This window comes from Microbacterium sp. NPDC056044 (assembly GCF_042267145.1).
In the GTDB taxonomy this organism is placed as follows: domain Bacteria; phylum Actinomycetota; class Actinomycetes; order Actinomycetales; family Microbacteriaceae; genus Microbacterium.
Window position 1 is genome coordinate 624,775 of the sequence record NZ_JBHJWZ010000001.1, and the last position, 17,405, is coordinate 642,179.

Genomic DNA, 17,405 nt, shown 5'->3' on the forward strand with positions numbered 1-17,405 from the left:
TGCGCGCATCTATTCCGCCGAATGCGTCGGTCTTCCCGAAAGCCCAGGGAGCGGGCGCCCGGATCAGGTGGTCGCGGCGTCCGGGGCGTCCACCGCGCCGCCGAAGCGGCGATCACGGCCGAGGTAGGCGTCGATCCCGTGCCACAGGTCCTCACGGGTGAAGTCCGGCCACAGCGTGTCGAGGAACACGAACTCCGCGTATGCGGACTCCCACAGCAGGAAGTTCGACGTGCGCTGCTCGCCGCTCGAGCGGAGGAACAGATCCACATCCGGCATGTCGGGGCGGTACAGGCGCCGCTGGATGAGCTTCTCCGACACCGCCGAGGGCTTGAGGCGGCCGGCCGCGACGTCGTCGGCGATCGAGCGCATCGCGTCGACGAGCTCGACGCGGCCGCCGTAGTTCACGCACATCGTCAGCGTCAGCACGTCGTTGCCGGTGGTGAGCTGCTCCGCGAACTGGAGCTCCTTGATGACGCTTCCCCACAGGCGCGGCTTCCGCCCCGCCCACTGGATGCGCACGCCCCACTCGTTGAGCTGATCGCGGCGGCGGTGGAGCACGTCGCGGTTGTAGCCCATGAGGAAGCGCACCTCGTCGGGCGACCGCGACCAGTTCTCGGTCGAGAACGCGTAGACCGACAGGTGCTTCACCCCGGCCTGGATCGCGCCGGCGACGACGTCGAGCAGTGCGGCCTCCCCCGCCTTGTGCCCCTCGATGCGCGTGAGGCCACGGCGGTTGGCCCAGCGGCCGTTGCCGTCCATGACGATGGCGATGTGGTTCGGCACTGCGCCGCGCGGATACTCCGGCGGGTGGACGCCGGTCCAGTCGAGCGGGCGATACGGCACCGCGTCGCGGTGCGTGTAGGGCTTCGGGGTCACCTGGGGCCTTCCTGCGGAGCTGCCGAGACGTGGGAGAGCGAACGGATGCCGCGCTCGAGGTGCCACTGCGCATAGGCGGCGATGAGGCCCGAGGCGGCAGCCGTCGAACCCGGGGACGCAGCATCCACCACGTCCCACTCCCCCGCCATCAGCGACTGCAGGAGCGACACGGTGGCGGCGTCGACGCGGGCGGCGCCGGTGGGAGCGCAGTCGCGGCAGACGATGCCGCCCTGCTGAGCGACGAACATGTCGTGCGGACCGCGGCGGCCGCACAGCGCGCACTCGCCGAGACCCGGCGCCCAGCCCGACAGTGCCATCGCGCGGAGGAGGTAGGAGTCCAGCACGCTGCGGGCGGCATGCTCGCCGCGCGACAGCGCACGCAGGCCGCCGACGAGGAGCAGGTACTGCTGCGGGGTGGCTTCCGCTTCGTTCAGGCGGTCGGCCGCCTCGACCATGGCGTGCGCCGAGGTGTACCGGTCGTAGTGGGCCACGATCTCGGCGCCGTACGAGCCGAGCGATTCGGCCTGCTGCACGATGTCGAGCGACCGCCCCTGGTAGAGCTGCACATCGGCGACCATGAACGGCTCGAGGCGCGCACCGAACCGTGACGACGTGCGTCGCACCCCCTTGGCGACCGCGCGGAGCTTGCCGTGGCGGCGGCTGAGCATCGTCACGATCCTGTCGGCCTCCCCCAGCTTGTGGGTGCGCAGGACCACGACTTCATCGCGGTAGGTGGGCACGCGTCAATTATCCCGGCTCGCATCGTCGGGCGGGGCCTCATCGATCGGTGTCGCACACTCGTGTACCATATTCACTATGTCCAACACTCAGCTTCTCGACACTCTGCTGGCACTGAGCACGGTGCTCGCCGCCGACGAGGAACGCGAGCTCGAGCGACGAGGGCTGACGCGCGCGCGGGTGCATCTGCTGTGGGTGATTCACCACCAGGGCCCCCGGACGCAGGCCGAGATCGCGACCGCGCTCCAGGTCACGCCCCGCAACGTCACGACGCTCGTGGACGCGCTCGAGGCGACGGGGTTCGCCCAGCGCACACCGCACCCGCAGGATCGCCGGGCGGTTCGCGTGACACTCACCGAGCGCGGGCGCGACGTCATGGCCCGCATGGACGCAGAACACGAGGAGTTCGGTGCCGCGCTCACCGAGGGATTGGATCCCGCCACTGCTGAGGCCACCGTCATCGGGCTCCAGCACGTGCTGGCCAGGCTCACCGCGCTCGTCGCGGAGCATGCTGCGGCCAGCGAGGCCGGGCGTGCCGGGCCCCTGGAGAACACACCATGACCGGCGTCCACCCTCCCGCGCAGACCGCGGCCACGCCCACCGACCCGCGACGCGGGCACGGGACGCGCCGGCTCGGGCGGTTCGCCCGGCGCGCCTGGATCATGGAGCTCGGCGTCTACCGGAGCATCTATCGGCTCGTGTTCCGCCGCCCGCGTGTGCCCGCGGGGGCGAGCGCGTTCTCGTACCACTCCCCCGTGATGACCCTCCTCGTCATCTTCGTCGTGCTGTCGGCCGTCGAGATCCCGATCGTCGACGTCATCGTCCATCCATGGCCGTACGTGCGGATCCCGCTGCTGATCCTCGGCATCTGGGGCGTGACGTGGATGCTCGGGCTTCTCTTCGGCTATCTCACGCGGCCGCACGCGGTCGGCCCCGACGGCATCCGCGTCCGCGAGGGCGCGGAACTCGATCTCGACCTGCCGTGGGAGGTCGTCCGGTCGGTCGAGCGCGACCGGTCCGTCGTCGAGAAGGCGCCGCGGGTGAGGGACGAGCCGGGCGGGCGCACGTACGCGGTGCGCATGGCGAACGAGGCCAACGTCAGGATCGAGCTCGAGCATCCGCTCGAGGTGCGCGTCCCGCAGGGCCGGTTCCGCATCGACGCGGTGCGGCTCTGGGTCGATGACATCGACGGGTTCATGACGGCGGTGCGCACTCACATCCCGTGATCGGCATCGACAATGGAGGGGTGAACGAGCCGGTCTTCGTGATCCCCCTGTGGGCCGACCTCATCGCCGTGGGTCTCGGCGGCATCCAGGGCGCCCTGTTCGCGTCGGGCTTCCGTGGCGAACGCCGGCTCGACATGCTCGGCGTGGCGATCATCGGCATCGTCATGGGCATGGGCGGCGGTCTCATCCGCGATCTGCTGCTGAACGTCGCCCCGACCACGCTGCAGAGCAACTGGTACCTGCTCACGGCGGGCGGGGCCGCACTGTTCGGCATGCTGCTCGCCGGCCTCTTCCAGCGCCTCAACGCCGTCATCGTCGGCCTCGACGCCCTGGTCATCGGACTGTTCGGGGCTTTCGGCACCAGCAAGGCCCTCGTGCTCGGGCTCCCGCTCGTGCCCGCCGTGTTCGTCGGCGTCTGCGCGGCGGTCGGCGGCGGCATCCTCCGCGACGTGATCATGGGCCTGCCGGTCGCGATCATGCACGTGGGCTCGCTCTACGCGGTCGCTGCGGGAGTCGGATGCCTCGTCCTCGCGACATCGGCGGAACTCGGCGTGAACGTGGTCATCGCCGCCGCGATCGGCATCGTCGTGACGACGGTGATCCGTCTGCTCGCGGTGATCTTCGACATCTCGCTGCCGGAGCAGCGCGCGCTCTACCGCCGCAAGGTTGCTGTCGAGACCTCGACGATCCCGATCGTCAAGCCCTGAGGCATCCGTCATCCCGGATGCCCGTGGGCGAACACCGACGGGCGCGCGCGGGGATCACCCGCGCACACCCGTCGACGGTTCGCGCTCAGACGCCCGCGAGGGCTCCGGAGCGCTGCCGCGTACGGATGGCGCGGTTCACGCCCGACACGATCGCTTTCAGCGATGCGGTCGAGATGTCCGAGTCGATGCCGACGCCCCAGAGGCGCTCGCCATCGATCTGGAGTTCGATGTAGGCGGCCGCCTGCGCATCGCCGCCTGCGCTCAGGGCGTGCTCGACGTAGTCGTAGAGCGTCACGTCGAACCCCTGTGCGCGGATGATCTCGAGGAATGCGGCGACCGGGCCGTTGCCACGACCGGATGCCTCGAACCGGTCGTCGCCGTCGCGCAGCGTGATGTCGAGCGCGACGTCGCCCGACAGGTCGCTGCGGGTGCTGGTGGCCAGCAGCTCGAAGCGGCCCCAGCGCTCGTCGGCGACCTCGGAGGGCAGGTACTCGTCGGTGAAGATCTTCCAGATCTGGTCGCTCGTGACCTCACCGCCCTCGGCATCGGTCTTCGCCTGGACCACGCCCGAGAAGTCGATCTGCAGCTTGCGGGGCAGATCCAGCGAGTGGTCGGTCTTCAGCAGGTACGCGACGCCGCCCTTGCCCGACTGCGAGTTGACGCGGATGACCGCCTCGTACGAACGGCCCAGGTCCTTGGGGTCGATCGGCAGGTACGGCACCGCCCACTCGATCTCGTCGACGCTGACGCCGGCGGCCGCGGCGCGGGCCTCCATCGCCTCGAAGCCCTTCTTGATCGCGTCCTGGTGCGAGCCGCTGAAGGCGGTGAACACCAGGTCGCCGGCCCACGGGCTGCGCTCGTGAACGGGCAGCTGGTTGCAGTACTCGACCGTGCGCTTGACCTGGTCGATGTCGCTGAAGTCGATCTGCGGATCGATGCCCTGCGTGAAGAGGTTGATGCCGAGCGCGACCAGGTCGACGTTGCCCGTCCGCTCGCCGTTGCCGAACAGGCAGCCCTCGATGCGGTCGGCGCCGGCCATGTAGCCGAGCTCCGCCGCCGCGATCGCGGTGCCGCGGTCGTTGTGCGGGTGCAGCGACAGGATGACGTTCTCGCGGTGCGCGAGGCGGCGGCTCATCCATTCGATCGAGTCGGCGTAGACGTTCGGCGTCGCCATCTCGACCGTCGCGGGCAGGTTGATGATGACCTTGCGCTCGGGCGTCGGCTCGAAGATCTCGATGACCTGGTTGCAGACGTTCAGCGCGAACTCGAGCTCGGTGCCGGTGTAGCTCTCGGGCGAGTACTCGTAGTAGACCTTCGTCTCGGGGATGCGCTTCTCGAACTCGCGGCACAGGCGCGCGCCCTCGAGGGCGATGTCGATGATGCCCTGCTCGTCGGTGCGGAAGACGACTTCGCGCTGGAGCGTGCTCGTCGAGTTGTACAGGTGCACGATCGCCTGCTTGGCGCCGGCGATGGACTCGTACGTGCGCTCGATCAGGTGCTCGCGGGCCTGCGTCAGCACCTGGATCGTGACGTCTTCGGGGATCAGGTCCTCTTCGACGAGCTGGCGCACGAAGTCGAAGTCGGTCTGGCTTGCCGACGGGAAGCCGACCTCGATCTCCTTGTAGCCCATCTTCACCAGAAGGTCGAACATGATGCGCTTGCGCTCGGGGCTCATCGGATCGATGAGCGCCTGGTTGCCGTCGCGGAGGTCGACGGCGCACCAGCGGGGTGCGGTCGTGATGCGCTGGTCGGGCCAGGTGCGGTCGGGCAGATCGACGGTGATCTGCTCGTGGAACGGCCGATACTTGTGGGTCGGCAGGCCCGAGGGCTTCTGGGTGTTCTCCATGATGTCGTCGCTTCTCTCGTGAGTTCCGAGCCTCAGCCCGATCGGGGTGGCTCAGTGCCTGATGATGCGGGCCAACACAAAGCTCCGCGACGAGGAAGGCCCTAGAACGAGGTCTCGTCGCGGCGGCTAAGAAGGAGAAGCCCGCCGAAGCGCATGCCATCAGGCTACACCCCGTTCCGGGCAGTCAGCGAACACATGACGAACGGATGCCGCCGCCGACGCCTGTGAGACGATCGGCGCGGATGCGACACCATCGAGACATGAGAGGTCTTCGTCGTCCGGTCGGCATCGCCGCCACCGCCGCCTTCGTCCTGCTCGGCGCCGCCGCGTGTGCGAGCGCGAGTCCCGGCGGGACGCCGCCGCCGTCGTTCGGTGTCGTCACGCCGATCCCGCCCGAGGGTGAGGTCGTCGCCACCGGCACCGTGCTCGACACCGCGGGCGACGTGCAGCTGTGCCTGGGCGCGGTCGCGGAGTCGTATCCGCCGCAGTGCTCCGGACTCCCCCTCGAGGGGTGGTCGTGGGACGGCATCGAGGGGGCGGAGTCCTCGGGGGATGTGACATGGGGCGCGTATGCCGTGCGCGGCACGTACGACGGCGAGACGTTCACGTCAACCGAGCCGCCGATCCTCCTCGCGCTCTTCGATCCTGTCCGGCCGGAGGCCCCGACGGGTGGCAAGCCCGGCGCCGGCGACGAGACGATGCTCACCGCCATCCAGGACGAACTCCCCGGCAAGCTCGGCGACGCCTACCTGGCCTCGTATCCGCAGGACGGCTGGCTGTGGGTCGACGTGGTCTGGGACGACGGCAGCTGGCAGGATGCCGCGAACGCGGCGTACGGCGCCGACACCGTCGTCATCCGCTCCGCGATCACCGAGGTCGGCGGCTGAGAGCCGGCCGCGTCAGAAGCCGAGACGGCCGAGCTGCTTGGGGTCGCGCTGCCACTCCTTGGCGATGCGCACGTGCAGCTTGAGGAACACCTTGGTGCCGACGAGCGGCTCGATCTGGGCGCGGGCGCGGGCGCCGACGTCGCGCAAGCGCGAGCCCTTGTGCCCGATGATGATGCCCTTCTGGCTGTCGCGCTCCACGACGATGTCGGCGTAGATGTCGGTGAGGTCGGAGTCCTCGCGGGGCTCCACCTCCTGCACCACGACCGCGATCGAGTGCGGCAGCTCGTCGCGCACGCCGTCGAGGGCCGCCTCGCGGATGATCTCGGCGATGCGGTCCTCGGTCGACTCGTCGGTGACGACGCCCTCCGGGTACAGCGCGGGGCCTTCCGGCATGAGCGAGAGCAGCTCGTCGCTCAGCACGTCGAGCTGGTCCCGGGTGAGCGCCGACAGCGGGATGACGGCCGCCCAGTCCTCGCGGAGGCTGTCGACCTCCATGAGCCGCTCGGTGATCTGGTCACGGGACGCGGCATCGGTCTTGGTGACGATCGCGACCTTCTTGGCGCGGCCGTAGCCGCTGAGCGACTCCGCGATGCGGCGGTCGCCGGGGCCGACCTTCTCGGTCGCGGGCACGCAGAAGCCGATCACGTCGACATCGCCGAGAACCTGCTCGACGAGGTCGTTGAGGCGCTGGCCGAGGAGCGTCCGGGGCTTGTGGAGACCGGGCGTGTCGACGATGACGAGCTGACCGGCGGGCCGGTTCAGAATCCCGCGGATCGCGCGGCGGGTCGTCTGCGGCTTGTCGCTGGTGATGGCGACCTTCTCGCCGACCAGGGCGTTCGTGAGGGTCGACTTGCCGACGTTCGGGCGGCCGACGAACGTGACGAAGCCGGAACGTCCCTCCGCAGCCGCGGGGGTCGGGTCGGGCTCGGCCGCCGGGGTGGGCTCGTTCTCGGTCATGATGTCTCTTCCTTCCGGGGCAGCCGGATCTCGCCGGTGCGCGGGCTCACGATGCGGATCTCGCCGGTGCGGGGCGACCGGCCCAGGTCGAGCGCGGGGTCGCCGCGCTCGACGAAGACCGTCGAGATGCCGCGCCCGCGTCCGCGCGACGCGCCGCCGGTGAGCACGAGGCCGGCGTACTCAGCTGTGGCGCCCGGCTGCGGCACCCGGCCCAGGGCCTTGCCGAGGAGCCCGCCGATGGAGTCGACGTCCTCGTCCTCGAGCTCGAGGCCGAAGAGGTCGCCGACCTCGTCCAGGCCCAGCCGGGCGCTGACCCGGTAATGACCGGGCTCGAGCTCGGTAACCTCGTCGGCGCGCGCGTCGTATTCGTCCGAGATGTCGCCGACAAGCTCCTCGATGAGGTCCTCGAGTGTCACGAGGCCGGACACGCCGCCGTACTCGTCGATGACCAGGCACACATGCACCGCGTCCCGCTTCATCTGCTGCAGAAGGGTCTCGGCCTTCATCGACTCGGGCACGAACACCGCGGGCCGCGCGATCCGGCTGATCGGGGCGTCCCGCCAGCCGGTCTCGTCGCGGAACCCGAACTGCACGAGGTCCTTGAGGTACAGCACGCCCACGACGTCGTCGGCGTCGTCGTCGACGATCGGCACGCGCGAGACGCCCTTCTCGAGGAAGATCGTCATCGCCTCACGCGTCGAGGTCGAGGCATCCACCGTCACCATGTCGGTGCGGGGCACCATGACGGCGCGCACGAACGTGTCGGTGAAATCGAACACCGAGTGGATGAGCTCGCGGTCGTCCTGCTCGATGAGCTCGTTCTCGGCGGCCTCGTCGATGATGCTGAGCAGCTGCTCCTCCGAGGCGAACGACGAGCCCCGCGACGAGCCCGGCGTGATGCGGGTGCCGAGAGCCACGAGACCGTGTGCGAGGGGTCCGAGGATGATGCGCACCCCGCGGACGATCGGCGCGGCGCCGCGCAGGAGCCCCTTGGCGTGGAGCCTGCCCACCGTGCGCGGGCTCGCGCCCACCACGACGTACGAGATGCCGGTCATCAGCACGGCGGCGGCGAGCATGGCCCACCAGATGCTGTTGAACAGGTCCACGAACGCGACGGTCACGAGCACCGCGGCGCTCGTCTCGGCCAGCACGCGGATGAAGACCACCGCGTTGGCATGGGCATCGGGGTCGTCGGCGATCTTCTGCAGCGACACGGCGTTGCGGCCGCCCGCGCCGAGCTCGGCGAGGTCCGCCCGGGACGTGACGCTGAGTGCCGCGTCGATCGCGACCATGAGAGCGCCGAACGCGAGCAGCAGCGCCGCGGCGACGAGAAGGAGGGCGGCGGTCATGCGCGAGGTCGTCGGCGTTCGGACGCTTGGAACGACGTGATGAGCTCGCGCTGCAGTCCGAACATCTCGCGCTCCTCTTCCGGCTCGGCGTGGTCGAAGCCGAGCAGGTGCAGCAGGCCGTGCGTCGTCAGGAGGATGAGCTCGTCGAGCGTCGAGTGCTTGGCGGCCACCGCCTGCGTCTCGGCGACCTGCGGGCACAGCACGATGTCGCCCAGCAGGCCCGCGGGCGTGGGGGCGTCATCGGTGCCCGGACGCAGCTCGTCCATGGGGAAGCTCAGCACGTCGGTGGGGCCGGGCTCGTCCATCCACTGGACGTGCAGCGCCTCCATCGCGCCCTCGTCGACGAGCAGGATCGCGACGTCGGCGTCGGGGCTGACATGCAGCTCCGCGAGGTTGTGCTCCATGAGGCGCAGCAGCACCGTCTCGTCGACGGCGATCCCGGACTCGTTGCCGATCTCGATGGTCATGGGCGTCCTCGCTTCGGAAGGTGGTCACGGGGTCCGCCGCTGCGGGCGATGCCGGCGCGCCGCTCGGCGCGGTTGGCGAATTCGGATGCCTCGTCCCGCTCGCGACGCGCGGCGATGCGGCGCTCGTCGTACTCGCTGTACGCGTCGACGATGCGGCCGACGAGGGAGTGGCGCACGACGTCCTCGCTGGTCAGGTACGAGAAGTGGATGTCGTCGATGCTGTCGAGCACCCGCGTGACGAGCCGGAGGCCCGACGCACCCTGCGGCAGGTCGATCTGCGTGATGTCGCCGGTGACGACCATGCGCGTGCCGAACCCGAGCCGCGTGAGGAACATCTTCATCTGCTCGGGCGTGGTGTTCTGCGCCTCGTCGAGCACGACGAACGAGTTGTTGAGCGTGCGGCCGCGCATGTACGCCAGCGGCGCGACCTCGATCGTGCCCGTCGCCATGAGCTTGGGGACGATCTCGGGGTCCATCATCTCGTTGAGCGCGTCGTACAGGGGGCGCAGGTACGGATCGATCTTGTCGGTGAGCGTGCCGGGCAGGAACCCGAGCCGTTCGCCAGCTTCGACGGCCGGGCGGGTCAGGATGATCCGGTCGACCTCCTTGCGCTGCAGCGCCTGGACGGCCTTCGCCATCGCGAGGTACGTCTTGCCGGTGCCGGCGGGGCCGATGCCGAACACGATCGTGTTCTCTTCGATGGCGTCGACGTACGCCTTCTGGCCGAGGGTCTTCGGGCGGATCACCTTGCCGCGCGACGAGAGGATCGCCTCCCCCAGCACCTCGGAGGGGCGGGGGCCGCCGTCGCTGCGCAGGATGCGGTTCGACGAGGCGACGTCGTCCTCGCCGAGCGACTGGCCCGCCTTGGTCATCGCGATGAGTTCGTCGACCAGCGTCCGGGCCGCCGCGACGGCCGGCGCCTCGCCGGTGAGGGTGATCTCGTTGCCCCGCACATGCACATCGACATCCGGATGCTCCTTCTCGACGACCCGCAGCAGGCGGTCCTGAGGACCCAGCAGCTGCACCATCGCGACGCCGTCGACCTCGACGTGGTCGCTCACGGTCTCAGGGGAAGGTTGATCAGGCACCGAGGCTCTTCTCTTCGAGGCCTCCCGCGAGCACATGGGCGTGCACGTGGAAGATGGTCTGGCCCGCGTGCGGGCCGGTGTTGAAGACCAGGCGGAAGTCGCCGTCCGAGTGCTCGGCGGCGACGGTGTTGGCAAGGCCCACGAGTTCTGCCATGAGGTCGGGGTCGCCGGCGGCGAGCTCGACGACGTTGCGGTACTCGTCGGTCTTGGGGATCACCAGCAGGTGCACGGGCGCCTTCGGGGCGATGTCACGGATGGCGAATGCGTTCTCGGTCTCTGCGATGATCTCGGACGGGATCTCGCCGTCCAGGATGCGCGTGAAGATCGACGGTTCACTCATGCCGCAAGTCTACCGACGGGGGTGCGGGCGGGGACGGCTGAGGCGCGGGGTTCACCAGCGGCCGAGCGCCGTGCTGACGACGGCCAGCGCCGCGGGGCCCGCGGTCGAGGTGCGCAGCACGGTGTCGCCGAGGCGCACGAGCCGTGCACCGGCCGCGGCGAGCGTCTCGAGCTCCTCCGGGGCGATGCCGCCCTCGGGTCCGACGACGAGCACGATGTCGCGCTCTTCAGCGGCCTCGACCGCGAGCCCGCTGAGCGGCTCGGTCGCCGTCGGTTCCAGGATCAGGACGATGGATGCTGCGGCCCGGCGCGCCAACGCGGCGGTCGAGGTCAGCTCCGCCACCTCCGGCACCCACGCGCGGTGCGCCTGCTTCGCGGCCTCCCGCACGATGGTCGCCCACCGCGCCCGGCCCTTCGCCGCCTTGGCGGCGTCCCATCGCGAGACGCTCCGCGCCGCCTGCCACGGCACGATCTCGTCGACGCCGAGCTCGGTCGCCGCCTGGACCGCGAGCTCGTCGCGATCGCCCTTGGCCAGCGCCTGCACGAGCACGATGCGCGGGCGCGGGGGCGCGGCATCCGTCCGTCCGTCGATGCGCACCACGACCTCGCGCGGCGCCACCGACTCGACGGCGCCCGTGAGCCAGGCGCCGCGGCCGTCGCCGACCGTCACCTCCTCGCCGACCCGCACCCGGCGGACGGTGGAGGCGTGGTGGGCCTCCGCGCCGGTGAGCGTGACCGTGTCGCCCGCGGCGGCGTCGACGGGCGGGTCGAGGAGGAAGTGGAGGGCCACGGGTCAGCCGTTCCGGAAGCGGTCGCGCAGCTTGGCGAACAGGCCCTGGTGGAACTCGGCGAGCTTCGGGGAGGGCGCCTTGGTCCGCTTGGCGAACTCCTCGATGAGGGCGCGCTCCTTGTGGTCGAGGCGCGTCGGTGTGACCACGTGCACGCCGACCTTGAGGTCGCCGCGCTGCGAGCCGCGCAGCGGTGTGATGCCGCGGCCCTTGATCGTGAGGATGTCGCCGGCCTGCACGCCCGGCCGCACCTCGAGGTCGACGGCGCCGTCGAGCGACTGGATCGTCGTGGTGGTGCCGAGGATCGCGTCGGGCATCGACACCTCGAGCGTCGCCAGCAGGTCGTCGCCGTCGCGGCTGAACACCTCGTGCGGCTGGACGGTCACCTCGATGTAGAGGTCGCCGTTGGGGCCGCCGGCCTGCCCGACCTCGCCCGAGCCGGGAAGCTGGAGGCGCAGGCCCGTCTCGACGCCCGCGGGGATGTCGAGCGACACGGTGCGGCGCGCCCGGACGCGGCCCTGGCCCTGGCACGTGGCGCACGGGTACGGGATCGTCGTGCCGTAGCCCTGGCACACGTTGCACGGCTGCGTCGTGACGACGTTGCCGAGGAGGCTGCGGACCTGTCGCTGCACGTTGCCGGTGCCGTGGCAGATGTCGCACGTGACCGGGCTGGTGCCCGGCTGGCAGCACGAGCCCTGGCAGGTCTCGCACACCACGGCGGTGTCGACCTCGATGTCGCGGTGCGTGCCGAAAACGACGTCGCCGAGCTCGAGCGTGACCCGCACGAGCGCGTCCTGGCCGCGCTCGCGGCGCGACCGGGGGCGCCCGCCGCGCGAGCCGCCGGCCGCCCCGAAGAACGTCTCGAAGATGTCGTTGAAGCCGCCGAAGCCGCCCGCGCCGCCGAACGGCGATTCGTTCCCGCCCATGTCGTAGCGGGCGCGCTGCTCGGGGTCGCTCAGCACGTCGTACGCGTGCGTCACGAGCTTGAATCGCTCGGACGCCTCCTCCCCCGGGTTCACATCCGGGTGCAGCTGCCGGGCCAGCCGCCGGTACGCCTTCTTGATCTCGTCGGTGGAGGCGTCGCGTGCGACGCCGAGGACCTCGTAGTGGTCAGCCACTTTCGCCTTCCTGCCGCGGCGATGCCGCGGGATCGTGTGTGCGCGCGTGCGTCAGCGGGAGCTGTCGTCCTGCTCGAGCATGCGCGTGAGATAGCGCGCGACGGCGCGGACCGTCGCGAGGTTCGTGGGGTAGTCCATGCGTGTCGGGCCGAGCACGCCGACGCGGGCGAGCGAGCCCGTCGCGTCGTAGTCGCTGGCGACGACGGATGCCTCGGCCAGGCCGAACGCCTCGTTCTCGCGGCCGATGCTGGCCGCCAGGCCCTGTTCGTCGGCGACCATCTCGCCCATCAGCCGCAACAGCGTCACCTGCTCCTCGATCGCCTCGAGGAGCGGATAGATGCTGCCGCGGAAGTCGGACTCGCGGCGCGCGAGATTGGCGCTGCCCGCCATCACCAGCTTGTCCTGGCGGAACTCCTCGAGCTCCTCGGCGACGGCGCGCACGATCTCGTCGGTGGCGCGCTCGTGCGCGGGGGCCTGCGTGTCGGGGCCGTCGAGCCGTTCGGCGATGCGCTGCAGTCCTTCGCGGACGGGCCGGCCGACCAGGAGCGTGCCGAGCCCGGTGCGGATGCGGGCGAGGTCGGCGTCGTCGAAGTCCTCGCCGACGAACGTCAGGCGCTGCGATACGCGGCCGGTGTCGGTGACGACGATGACGAGCATGCGGCCGCCGCCGAGCTGCACGAGCTCGACGTGAGTGACGGTCGCCCGCGCGAACGACGGGTACTGCACGATCGCGACCTGACCGGTCAGCTGTGTGAGCGCACGCACGGTGCGCACGAGCACGTCGTCGAGGTCGCCCGAGCCGTCGAGGAACGTCGCGATGGCGGAGCGCTGCGCCGGCGAGAGGGGCCGGAGCTCGGCGAGATGGTCGACGAACACGCGGTAGCCCTTGTCGGTCGGCACGCGGCCCGACGAGGTGTGCGGCGCGACGATGAGCTCTTCGTCCTCGAGCAGCGCCATGTCGTTGCGGATGGTCGCCGCCGACACGCCGAAGGCATGGCGCTCGACGATCGCCTTGCTGCCGACCGGCTCGCGCGTGTCGACGTAGTCCTGGACGATCGCCCGCAGCACCTGCAGGCCTCGTTCGCTGACCATCCCGCCTCCTCACGCCGGAGCTGGCACTCGCATGACTGGAGTGCCAATTCTAGCCGATGCCCCTGTCAGGATCGTCGAGCGACGCAGCGTCCGATCGCGTCGCTCTCGCGGGCGCGGGCGGTGCGCGGCGTCAGTCGGTCAGGGCGCGGACCACCGCGTCGGCGAGGAGGCGCCCGCGACGCGTGAGCACGACCCGTCCTCGCAGCGCTGCAGGACCCTCGATGAGGCCGTCCGCGATCAGCGCGGCGACGGCGTGCCGGCCCTCGCCGAGGAGCTCCTCGACGGGCAGCCCCTCACGGATGCGCGTGCGCAGCAGGACCGTCTCGAGGGTGCGGGCCGCAGCATCCGGGATCTCCCGCCCCGCCGCCGGCGACTCGCCCGCCGCGAGCCGCTGCGCGTAGGCGGCGGGGTGCTTGACGTTCCAGAACCGCACGCCGGCGATGTGGCTGTGCGCGCCGGGGCCGAACCCCCACCAGTCCGCGCCGACCCAGTACGCGAGATTGTGCCGCGAGCGGTGCGCGTCGCCGCGCGCCCAGTTCGACACCTCGTACCAGTCGAAGCCCGCGCCCGCGAGGCGATCGTCGACGAGCTCGTACATGTCGGCCTGCAGGTCGTCGTCGGGGGCGGCGACCTCACCGCGGCGGATCTGGCGGGCGAGCTTCGTGCCGTCCTCGATGATGAGCGCGTAGGCCGAGATGTGGTCGGGCTCGAGCGCCACGGCCGCCTCCACGGAGGACCGCCAGTCGTCGAGCGACTCGCCCGGTGCGCCGTAGATGAGGTCCACGCTCACGTCGAGCCCCGCGCCGCGCGCCGCCGCGACCGCGGTGCGGACGTTGTCGGGGTCGTGCGTGCGGTCGAGCGCGGCGAGTACGTGCGGGACGGCCGACTGCATGCCGACCGACAGCCGGGTGACGCCGGATGCGGCGAGCTCGGCGGCGACCGCCGGCGTGACGGTGTCGGGGTTGGCCTCGACCGTGACCTCTGCGCCGTCGGCGATGCCGAACGTGTCGCGCACGCCGGCGAGCATGCGCGCGAGGTCGCCGGGCGGGAGGAGCGTCGGCGTGCCGCCGCCGAAGAAGACCGTCGAGGCGGGACGGGTGCCGCCCGCGCGTTCGAGCACGGGCGCCGCCAGCGCGATCTCGCGGAGGAGCGTGTCGGCGTACTCGTCCTGCCGCGCGCCGCGCAGTTCGGACGACGTGTACGTGTTGAAGTCGCAGTAGCCGCAGCGGACGCGGCAGAACGGCACGTGCAGGTACACGCTGAACTCGCTCGCCGGGTCGATGCGGGTGCCCCGAGGGAGCGAGCCGTCCGGCGGAACGGGCTCGCCGAGCGGAAGAGCGGAGCCCATCAGCGCGTCACGCGGGAGTCGTGTACAGGGGCGAGATCGCCCGCAGATACCGCGTGAACAGCTCGCGACGGCGACGCTTCGTCAGGCCGCGGAACATCCGGTAGAGCACGGCGCGTGGCGCGTCGAAGGCGCGCACCGTGAACCAGACCTCGTCGTTGTCGTACCAGTCGAGCATGAACGACTCCTCGCCGCTGACGACGGAGTCGCTGACGGTGCCGAGCGCGAATCCGACGCGGCGGGGCTCCTCGACCGCGAAGATGACGCGCAGCTCCGCGTCGACACGCAGGCCGTTCACGCGGCCGTCGACGCGGATCGTCGTTCCGGCGCCGACGAAGGGCGTGCCGTCGGCGTCGAACCGCTGCTCCGCCTCCGAACGACTGGGCCCCACGGGGTGGCCCTCGGCGTCGAAGCTCACGCCCGAGTACATCGGGCCGGACGCGGGTCGCACGTCGGTGAGCTTGAGACCCGCCCCGCGCTGCGCCGTCCACGACATGAGCGCCTCGCCCGCGGCGCGGAAGCGGGCTTCGCCGCTGCCGATCCGCCACGACTGCTCCGCCGGGATGCTGCGCTCCGGCGGATACTGCATCAGATCCGGCGCCTGGGTCGCCCCGACAGCGGCATAGTCGACGGTGTCGTCCCGGAAGGTTCCTCGACGCATGGATTCCAGCCTACTTCGCCCGGCGCATCACTTCTTGGCAGGACCCTCGACGTCACCCGAGAGCGCGGCGATGAACGCCTCCTGGGGGACCTCGACGCGACCGACCATCTTCATGCGCTTCTTACCCTCCTTCTGCTTCTCGAGGAGCTTGCGCTTGCGGGAGATGTCGCCGCCGTAGCACTTGGCGAGCACGTCCTTGCGCATCGCGCGGATGTTCTCGCGGGCGATGATGCGGGCGCCGATGGCGGCCTGGATCGGCACCTCGAACTGCTGGCGCGGGATGAGCTTGCGCAGGCGCTCGGTCATCATCGTGCCGTAGGCGTAGGCCTTCTCGCGGTGCACGATCGAGCTGAACGCGTCGACCTTGTCGCCCTGCAGCAGGATGTCGACCTTCACGAGGTCGGCGGTCTGCGAGCCGGCGGGTTCGTAGTCCAGGCTCGCGTAGCCCTGCGTCTTGGACTTCAGCTGGTCGAAGAAGTCGAACACGATCTCGCCGAGCGGCATGTGGTACCGCAGCTCGACGCGGTCCTCGCTGAGGTAGTCCATGCCCAGCAGCGACCCGCGGCGGGACTGGCACAGCTCCATGACGGTGCCGACGTAGTCCTTCGGCAGCAGGATGCCGACCTTCACGACCGGCTCGGACACCTCCGCGACGCGACCGTCGGGGTACTCGCTCGGGTTGGTGACGACCACGGTCTCGCCGGTGTCGGTGGTCACCTCGTAGGTCACCGACGGCGCCGTGGTGATGAGGTCGAGGTCGAACTCGCGCGAGAGGCGCTCGGTGATGATCTCGAGGTGCAGCAGCCCCAGGAAGCCGCAGCGGAACCCGAAGCCGAGCGCCACCGACGTCTCGGGCTCGTACTGCAGCGACGCGTCCGAGAGCTTCAGCTTGTCCAGCGCCTCGCGGAGGTCGGCGTAGTCGCTCTGGTCGATGGGGTAGATCCCCGAGAACACCATCGGCTTCGGATCCGTGTAGCCGGCGAGCGCATCGGTCGCGGGCTTGCGCTGGTTGGTCACCGTGTCGCCGACCTTGGACTGGCGGACGTCCTTCACGCCGGTGATGAGGTAGCCGACCTCGCCGACGCCCAGACCCTTCGTCGGCACGGGCTCGGGGCTCGACACGCCGATCTCGAGGAGGTCGTGCGTCGCCTTCGTCGACATCATCTGGATGCGCTCGCGCGGCTCCAGCTTGCCGTCGACCATGCGGACGTACGTCACGACGCCGCGGTAGGAGTCGTACACCGAGTCGAAGATCATGGCGCGGGCCGGGGCATCCGCGTTCCCCTTCGGAGCGGGGATCTGCTCGACGATGCGGTCCAGCAGCGTCTCGACGCCCATGCCGGTCTTGCCGCTGACGCGCAGCACGTCGTCGGGAGAGCCGCCGATGAGGCCCGCGAGCTCCGCCGCGTACTTCTCAGGGTCGGCGGCGGGCAGGTCGATCTTGTTGAGCACCGGGATGATGTGCAGGTCGTTCTCGAGCGCGAGGTAGAGGTTCGCGAGCGTCTGCGCCTCGATTCCCTGCGCGGCGTCGACGAGGAGGATCGCGCCCTCGCACGCGGCGAGCGAGCGCGAGACCTCGTACGTGAAGTCGACGTGGCCGGGCGTGTCGATCATGTTGAGCGCGAAGGTCTGGTCGGCGGTCGCCCACGGCATGCGCACCGCCTGCGACTTGATCGTGATGCCGCGCTCGCGCTCGATGTCCATGCGGTCGAGGTACTGCGCGCGCATGTCGCGGTCGGAGACGACGCCGGTGATCTGCAGCATGCGGTCGGCCAACGTCGACTTGCCGTGGTCGATGTGGGCGATGATGCAGAAGTTGCGGATCAGCTCGGGCGGCGTGGCAGAGGGCTCGAGGGGCTTCAGGGCGCGCGGTGACATGTCCAGACGATTGTACGGGTGCCCGCACGCGGGCGAGACTCCC

General features: G+C 70.4%; 18 protein-coding genes. 4 read left to right on the forward strand and 14 right to left on the reverse strand.

The window, feature by feature from the left end:
* Positions 1–63 precede the first annotated feature (63 nt).
* Together ACFC1I_RS02960 and recO are read right to left on the reverse strand one after the other, a co-directional pair.
* Positions 64–876, reverse strand: a complete 813-nt coding sequence (locus tag ACFC1I_RS02960; RefSeq protein WP_376006370.1) for an isoprenyl transferase — start codon at positions 874–876, stop codon at positions 64–66.
* A complete protein-coding gene (recO, locus tag ACFC1I_RS02965) occupies positions 873–1,616 on the reverse strand; it encodes a DNA repair protein RecO (RefSeq protein WP_376006371.1) in 744 nt (247 codons plus the stop codon). Before recO ends, ACFC1I_RS02960 begins: the two co-directional genes overlap by 4 nt.
* A gap of 76 nt (positions 1,617–1,692) precedes the next feature.
* On the opposite strand from recO, the gene ACFC1I_RS02970 reads away from it, so the two are divergent.
* From ACFC1I_RS02970 to ACFC1I_RS02980, 3 genes are read left to right on the forward strand one after another with little or no spacing between them, the layout of a single operon-like run.
* Complete coding sequence (locus tag ACFC1I_RS02970; protein ID WP_376006372.1) at positions 1,693–2,175, forward strand: MarR family winged helix-turn-helix transcriptional regulator; 483 nt, start codon at positions 1,693–1,695, stop codon at positions 2,173–2,175.
* A complete protein-coding gene (locus ACFC1I_RS02975) occupies positions 2,172–2,840 on the forward strand; it encodes a hypothetical protein (RefSeq protein WP_376006373.1) in 669 nt (222 codons plus the stop codon). The genes ACFC1I_RS02970 and ACFC1I_RS02975 overlap by 4 nt, the downstream gene beginning before the upstream one ends.
* 20 nt (positions 2,841–2,860) lie before the next feature.
* Positions 2,861–3,547: a trimeric intracellular cation channel family protein gene (locus ACFC1I_RS02980; protein WP_376006374.1), complete on the forward strand. Its 687-nt coding sequence runs from the start codon at positions 2,861–2,863 to the stop codon at positions 3,545–3,547.
* Between the two features lie 85 nt (positions 3,548–3,632).
* Here the strand turns inward: ACFC1I_RS02980 and leuA are convergent, their stop codons facing one another.
* Positions 3,633–5,393 carry a 2-isopropylmalate synthase gene (gene leuA, locus ACFC1I_RS02985; RefSeq protein WP_376006375.1) on the reverse strand — a complete coding sequence of 587 codons (1,761 nt, stop codon included), beginning with the start codon at positions 5,391–5,393 and terminating at the stop codon, positions 3,633–3,635.
* Between the two features lie 260 nt (positions 5,394–5,653).
* Between leuA and ACFC1I_RS02990 the strand changes: the two genes are divergently transcribed.
* The gene (locus ACFC1I_RS02990; protein ID WP_376006376.1) at positions 5,654–6,280 is read left to right on the forward strand and encodes a hypothetical protein; all 627 of its coding nucleotides are present in this window, start codon (positions 5,654–5,656) and stop codon (positions 6,278–6,280) included.
* Between the two features lie 12 nt (positions 6,281–6,292).
* Here the strand turns inward: ACFC1I_RS02990 and era are convergent, their stop codons facing one another.
* The 11 genes from era to lepA all read right to left on the reverse strand — a co-directional run bounded on the left by era (position 6,293) and on the right by lepA (position 17,362).
* The gene (gene era, locus ACFC1I_RS02995; protein WP_376006377.1) at positions 6,293–7,237 is read right to left on the reverse strand and encodes a GTPase Era; all 945 of its coding nucleotides are present in this window, start codon (positions 7,235–7,237) and stop codon (positions 6,293–6,295) included.
* A complete protein-coding gene (locus ACFC1I_RS03000; RefSeq protein ID WP_376006378.1) occupies positions 7,234–8,586 on the reverse strand; it encodes a hemolysin family protein in 1,353 nt (450 codons plus the stop codon). The genes era and ACFC1I_RS03000 overlap by 4 nt, the downstream gene beginning before the upstream one ends.
* Positions 8,583–9,053 carry an rRNA maturation RNase YbeY gene (gene ybeY, locus ACFC1I_RS03005; protein ID WP_376006379.1) on the reverse strand — a complete coding sequence of 157 codons (471 nt, stop codon included), beginning with the start codon at positions 9,051–9,053 and terminating at the stop codon, positions 8,583–8,585. The genes ACFC1I_RS03000 and ybeY overlap by 4 nt, the downstream gene beginning before the upstream one ends.
* Positions 9,050–10,081, reverse strand: a complete 1,032-nt coding sequence (locus tag ACFC1I_RS03010) for a PhoH family protein (protein ID WP_376006765.1) — start codon at positions 10,079–10,081, stop codon at positions 9,050–9,052. The genes ybeY and ACFC1I_RS03010 overlap by 4 nt, the downstream gene beginning before the upstream one ends.
* Positions 10,082–10,133: 52 nt before the next feature.
* Positions 10,134–10,481, reverse strand: coding sequence for an HIT domain-containing protein (locus tag ACFC1I_RS03015; protein WP_376006380.1), 348 nt, complete (start codon positions 10,479–10,481; stop codon positions 10,134–10,136).
* 51 nt (positions 10,482–10,532) lie between these two features.
* On the reverse strand, positions 10,533–11,270 hold the full coding sequence (locus ACFC1I_RS03020) for a 16S rRNA (uracil(1498)-N(3))-methyltransferase (RefSeq protein WP_376006381.1): 738 nt from the start codon (positions 11,268–11,270) through the stop codon (positions 10,533–10,535).
* Between the two features lie 3 nt (positions 11,271–11,273).
* Entirely contained in the window at positions 11,274–12,386 is a 1,113-nt protein-coding gene (gene dnaJ, locus ACFC1I_RS03025; protein ID WP_376006382.1) for a molecular chaperone DnaJ, read from the reverse strand.
* Positions 12,387–12,437: 51 nt separating this feature from the next.
* Positions 12,438–13,478, reverse strand: coding sequence for a heat-inducible transcriptional repressor HrcA (hrcA, locus tag ACFC1I_RS03030; protein ID WP_376006383.1), 1,041 nt, complete (start codon positions 13,476–13,478; stop codon positions 12,438–12,440).
* A 130-nt stretch (positions 13,479–13,608) separates the two neighbouring features.
* A complete protein-coding gene (hemW, locus tag ACFC1I_RS03035) occupies positions 13,609–14,826 on the reverse strand; it encodes a radical SAM family heme chaperone HemW (RefSeq protein ID WP_376006384.1) in 1,218 nt (405 codons plus the stop codon).
* 7 nt (positions 14,827–14,833) lie between these two features.
* Positions 14,834–15,484, reverse strand: coding sequence for a DUF1990 family protein (locus ACFC1I_RS03040; protein ID WP_376006385.1), 651 nt, complete (start codon positions 15,482–15,484; stop codon positions 14,834–14,836).
* 27 nt (positions 15,485–15,511) lie between these two features.
* On the reverse strand, positions 15,512–17,362 hold the full coding sequence (gene lepA / locus ACFC1I_RS03045) for a translation elongation factor 4 (RefSeq protein WP_376006386.1): 1,851 nt from the start codon (positions 17,360–17,362) through the stop codon (positions 15,512–15,514).
* Positions 17,363–17,405 lie beyond the last annotated feature (43 nt).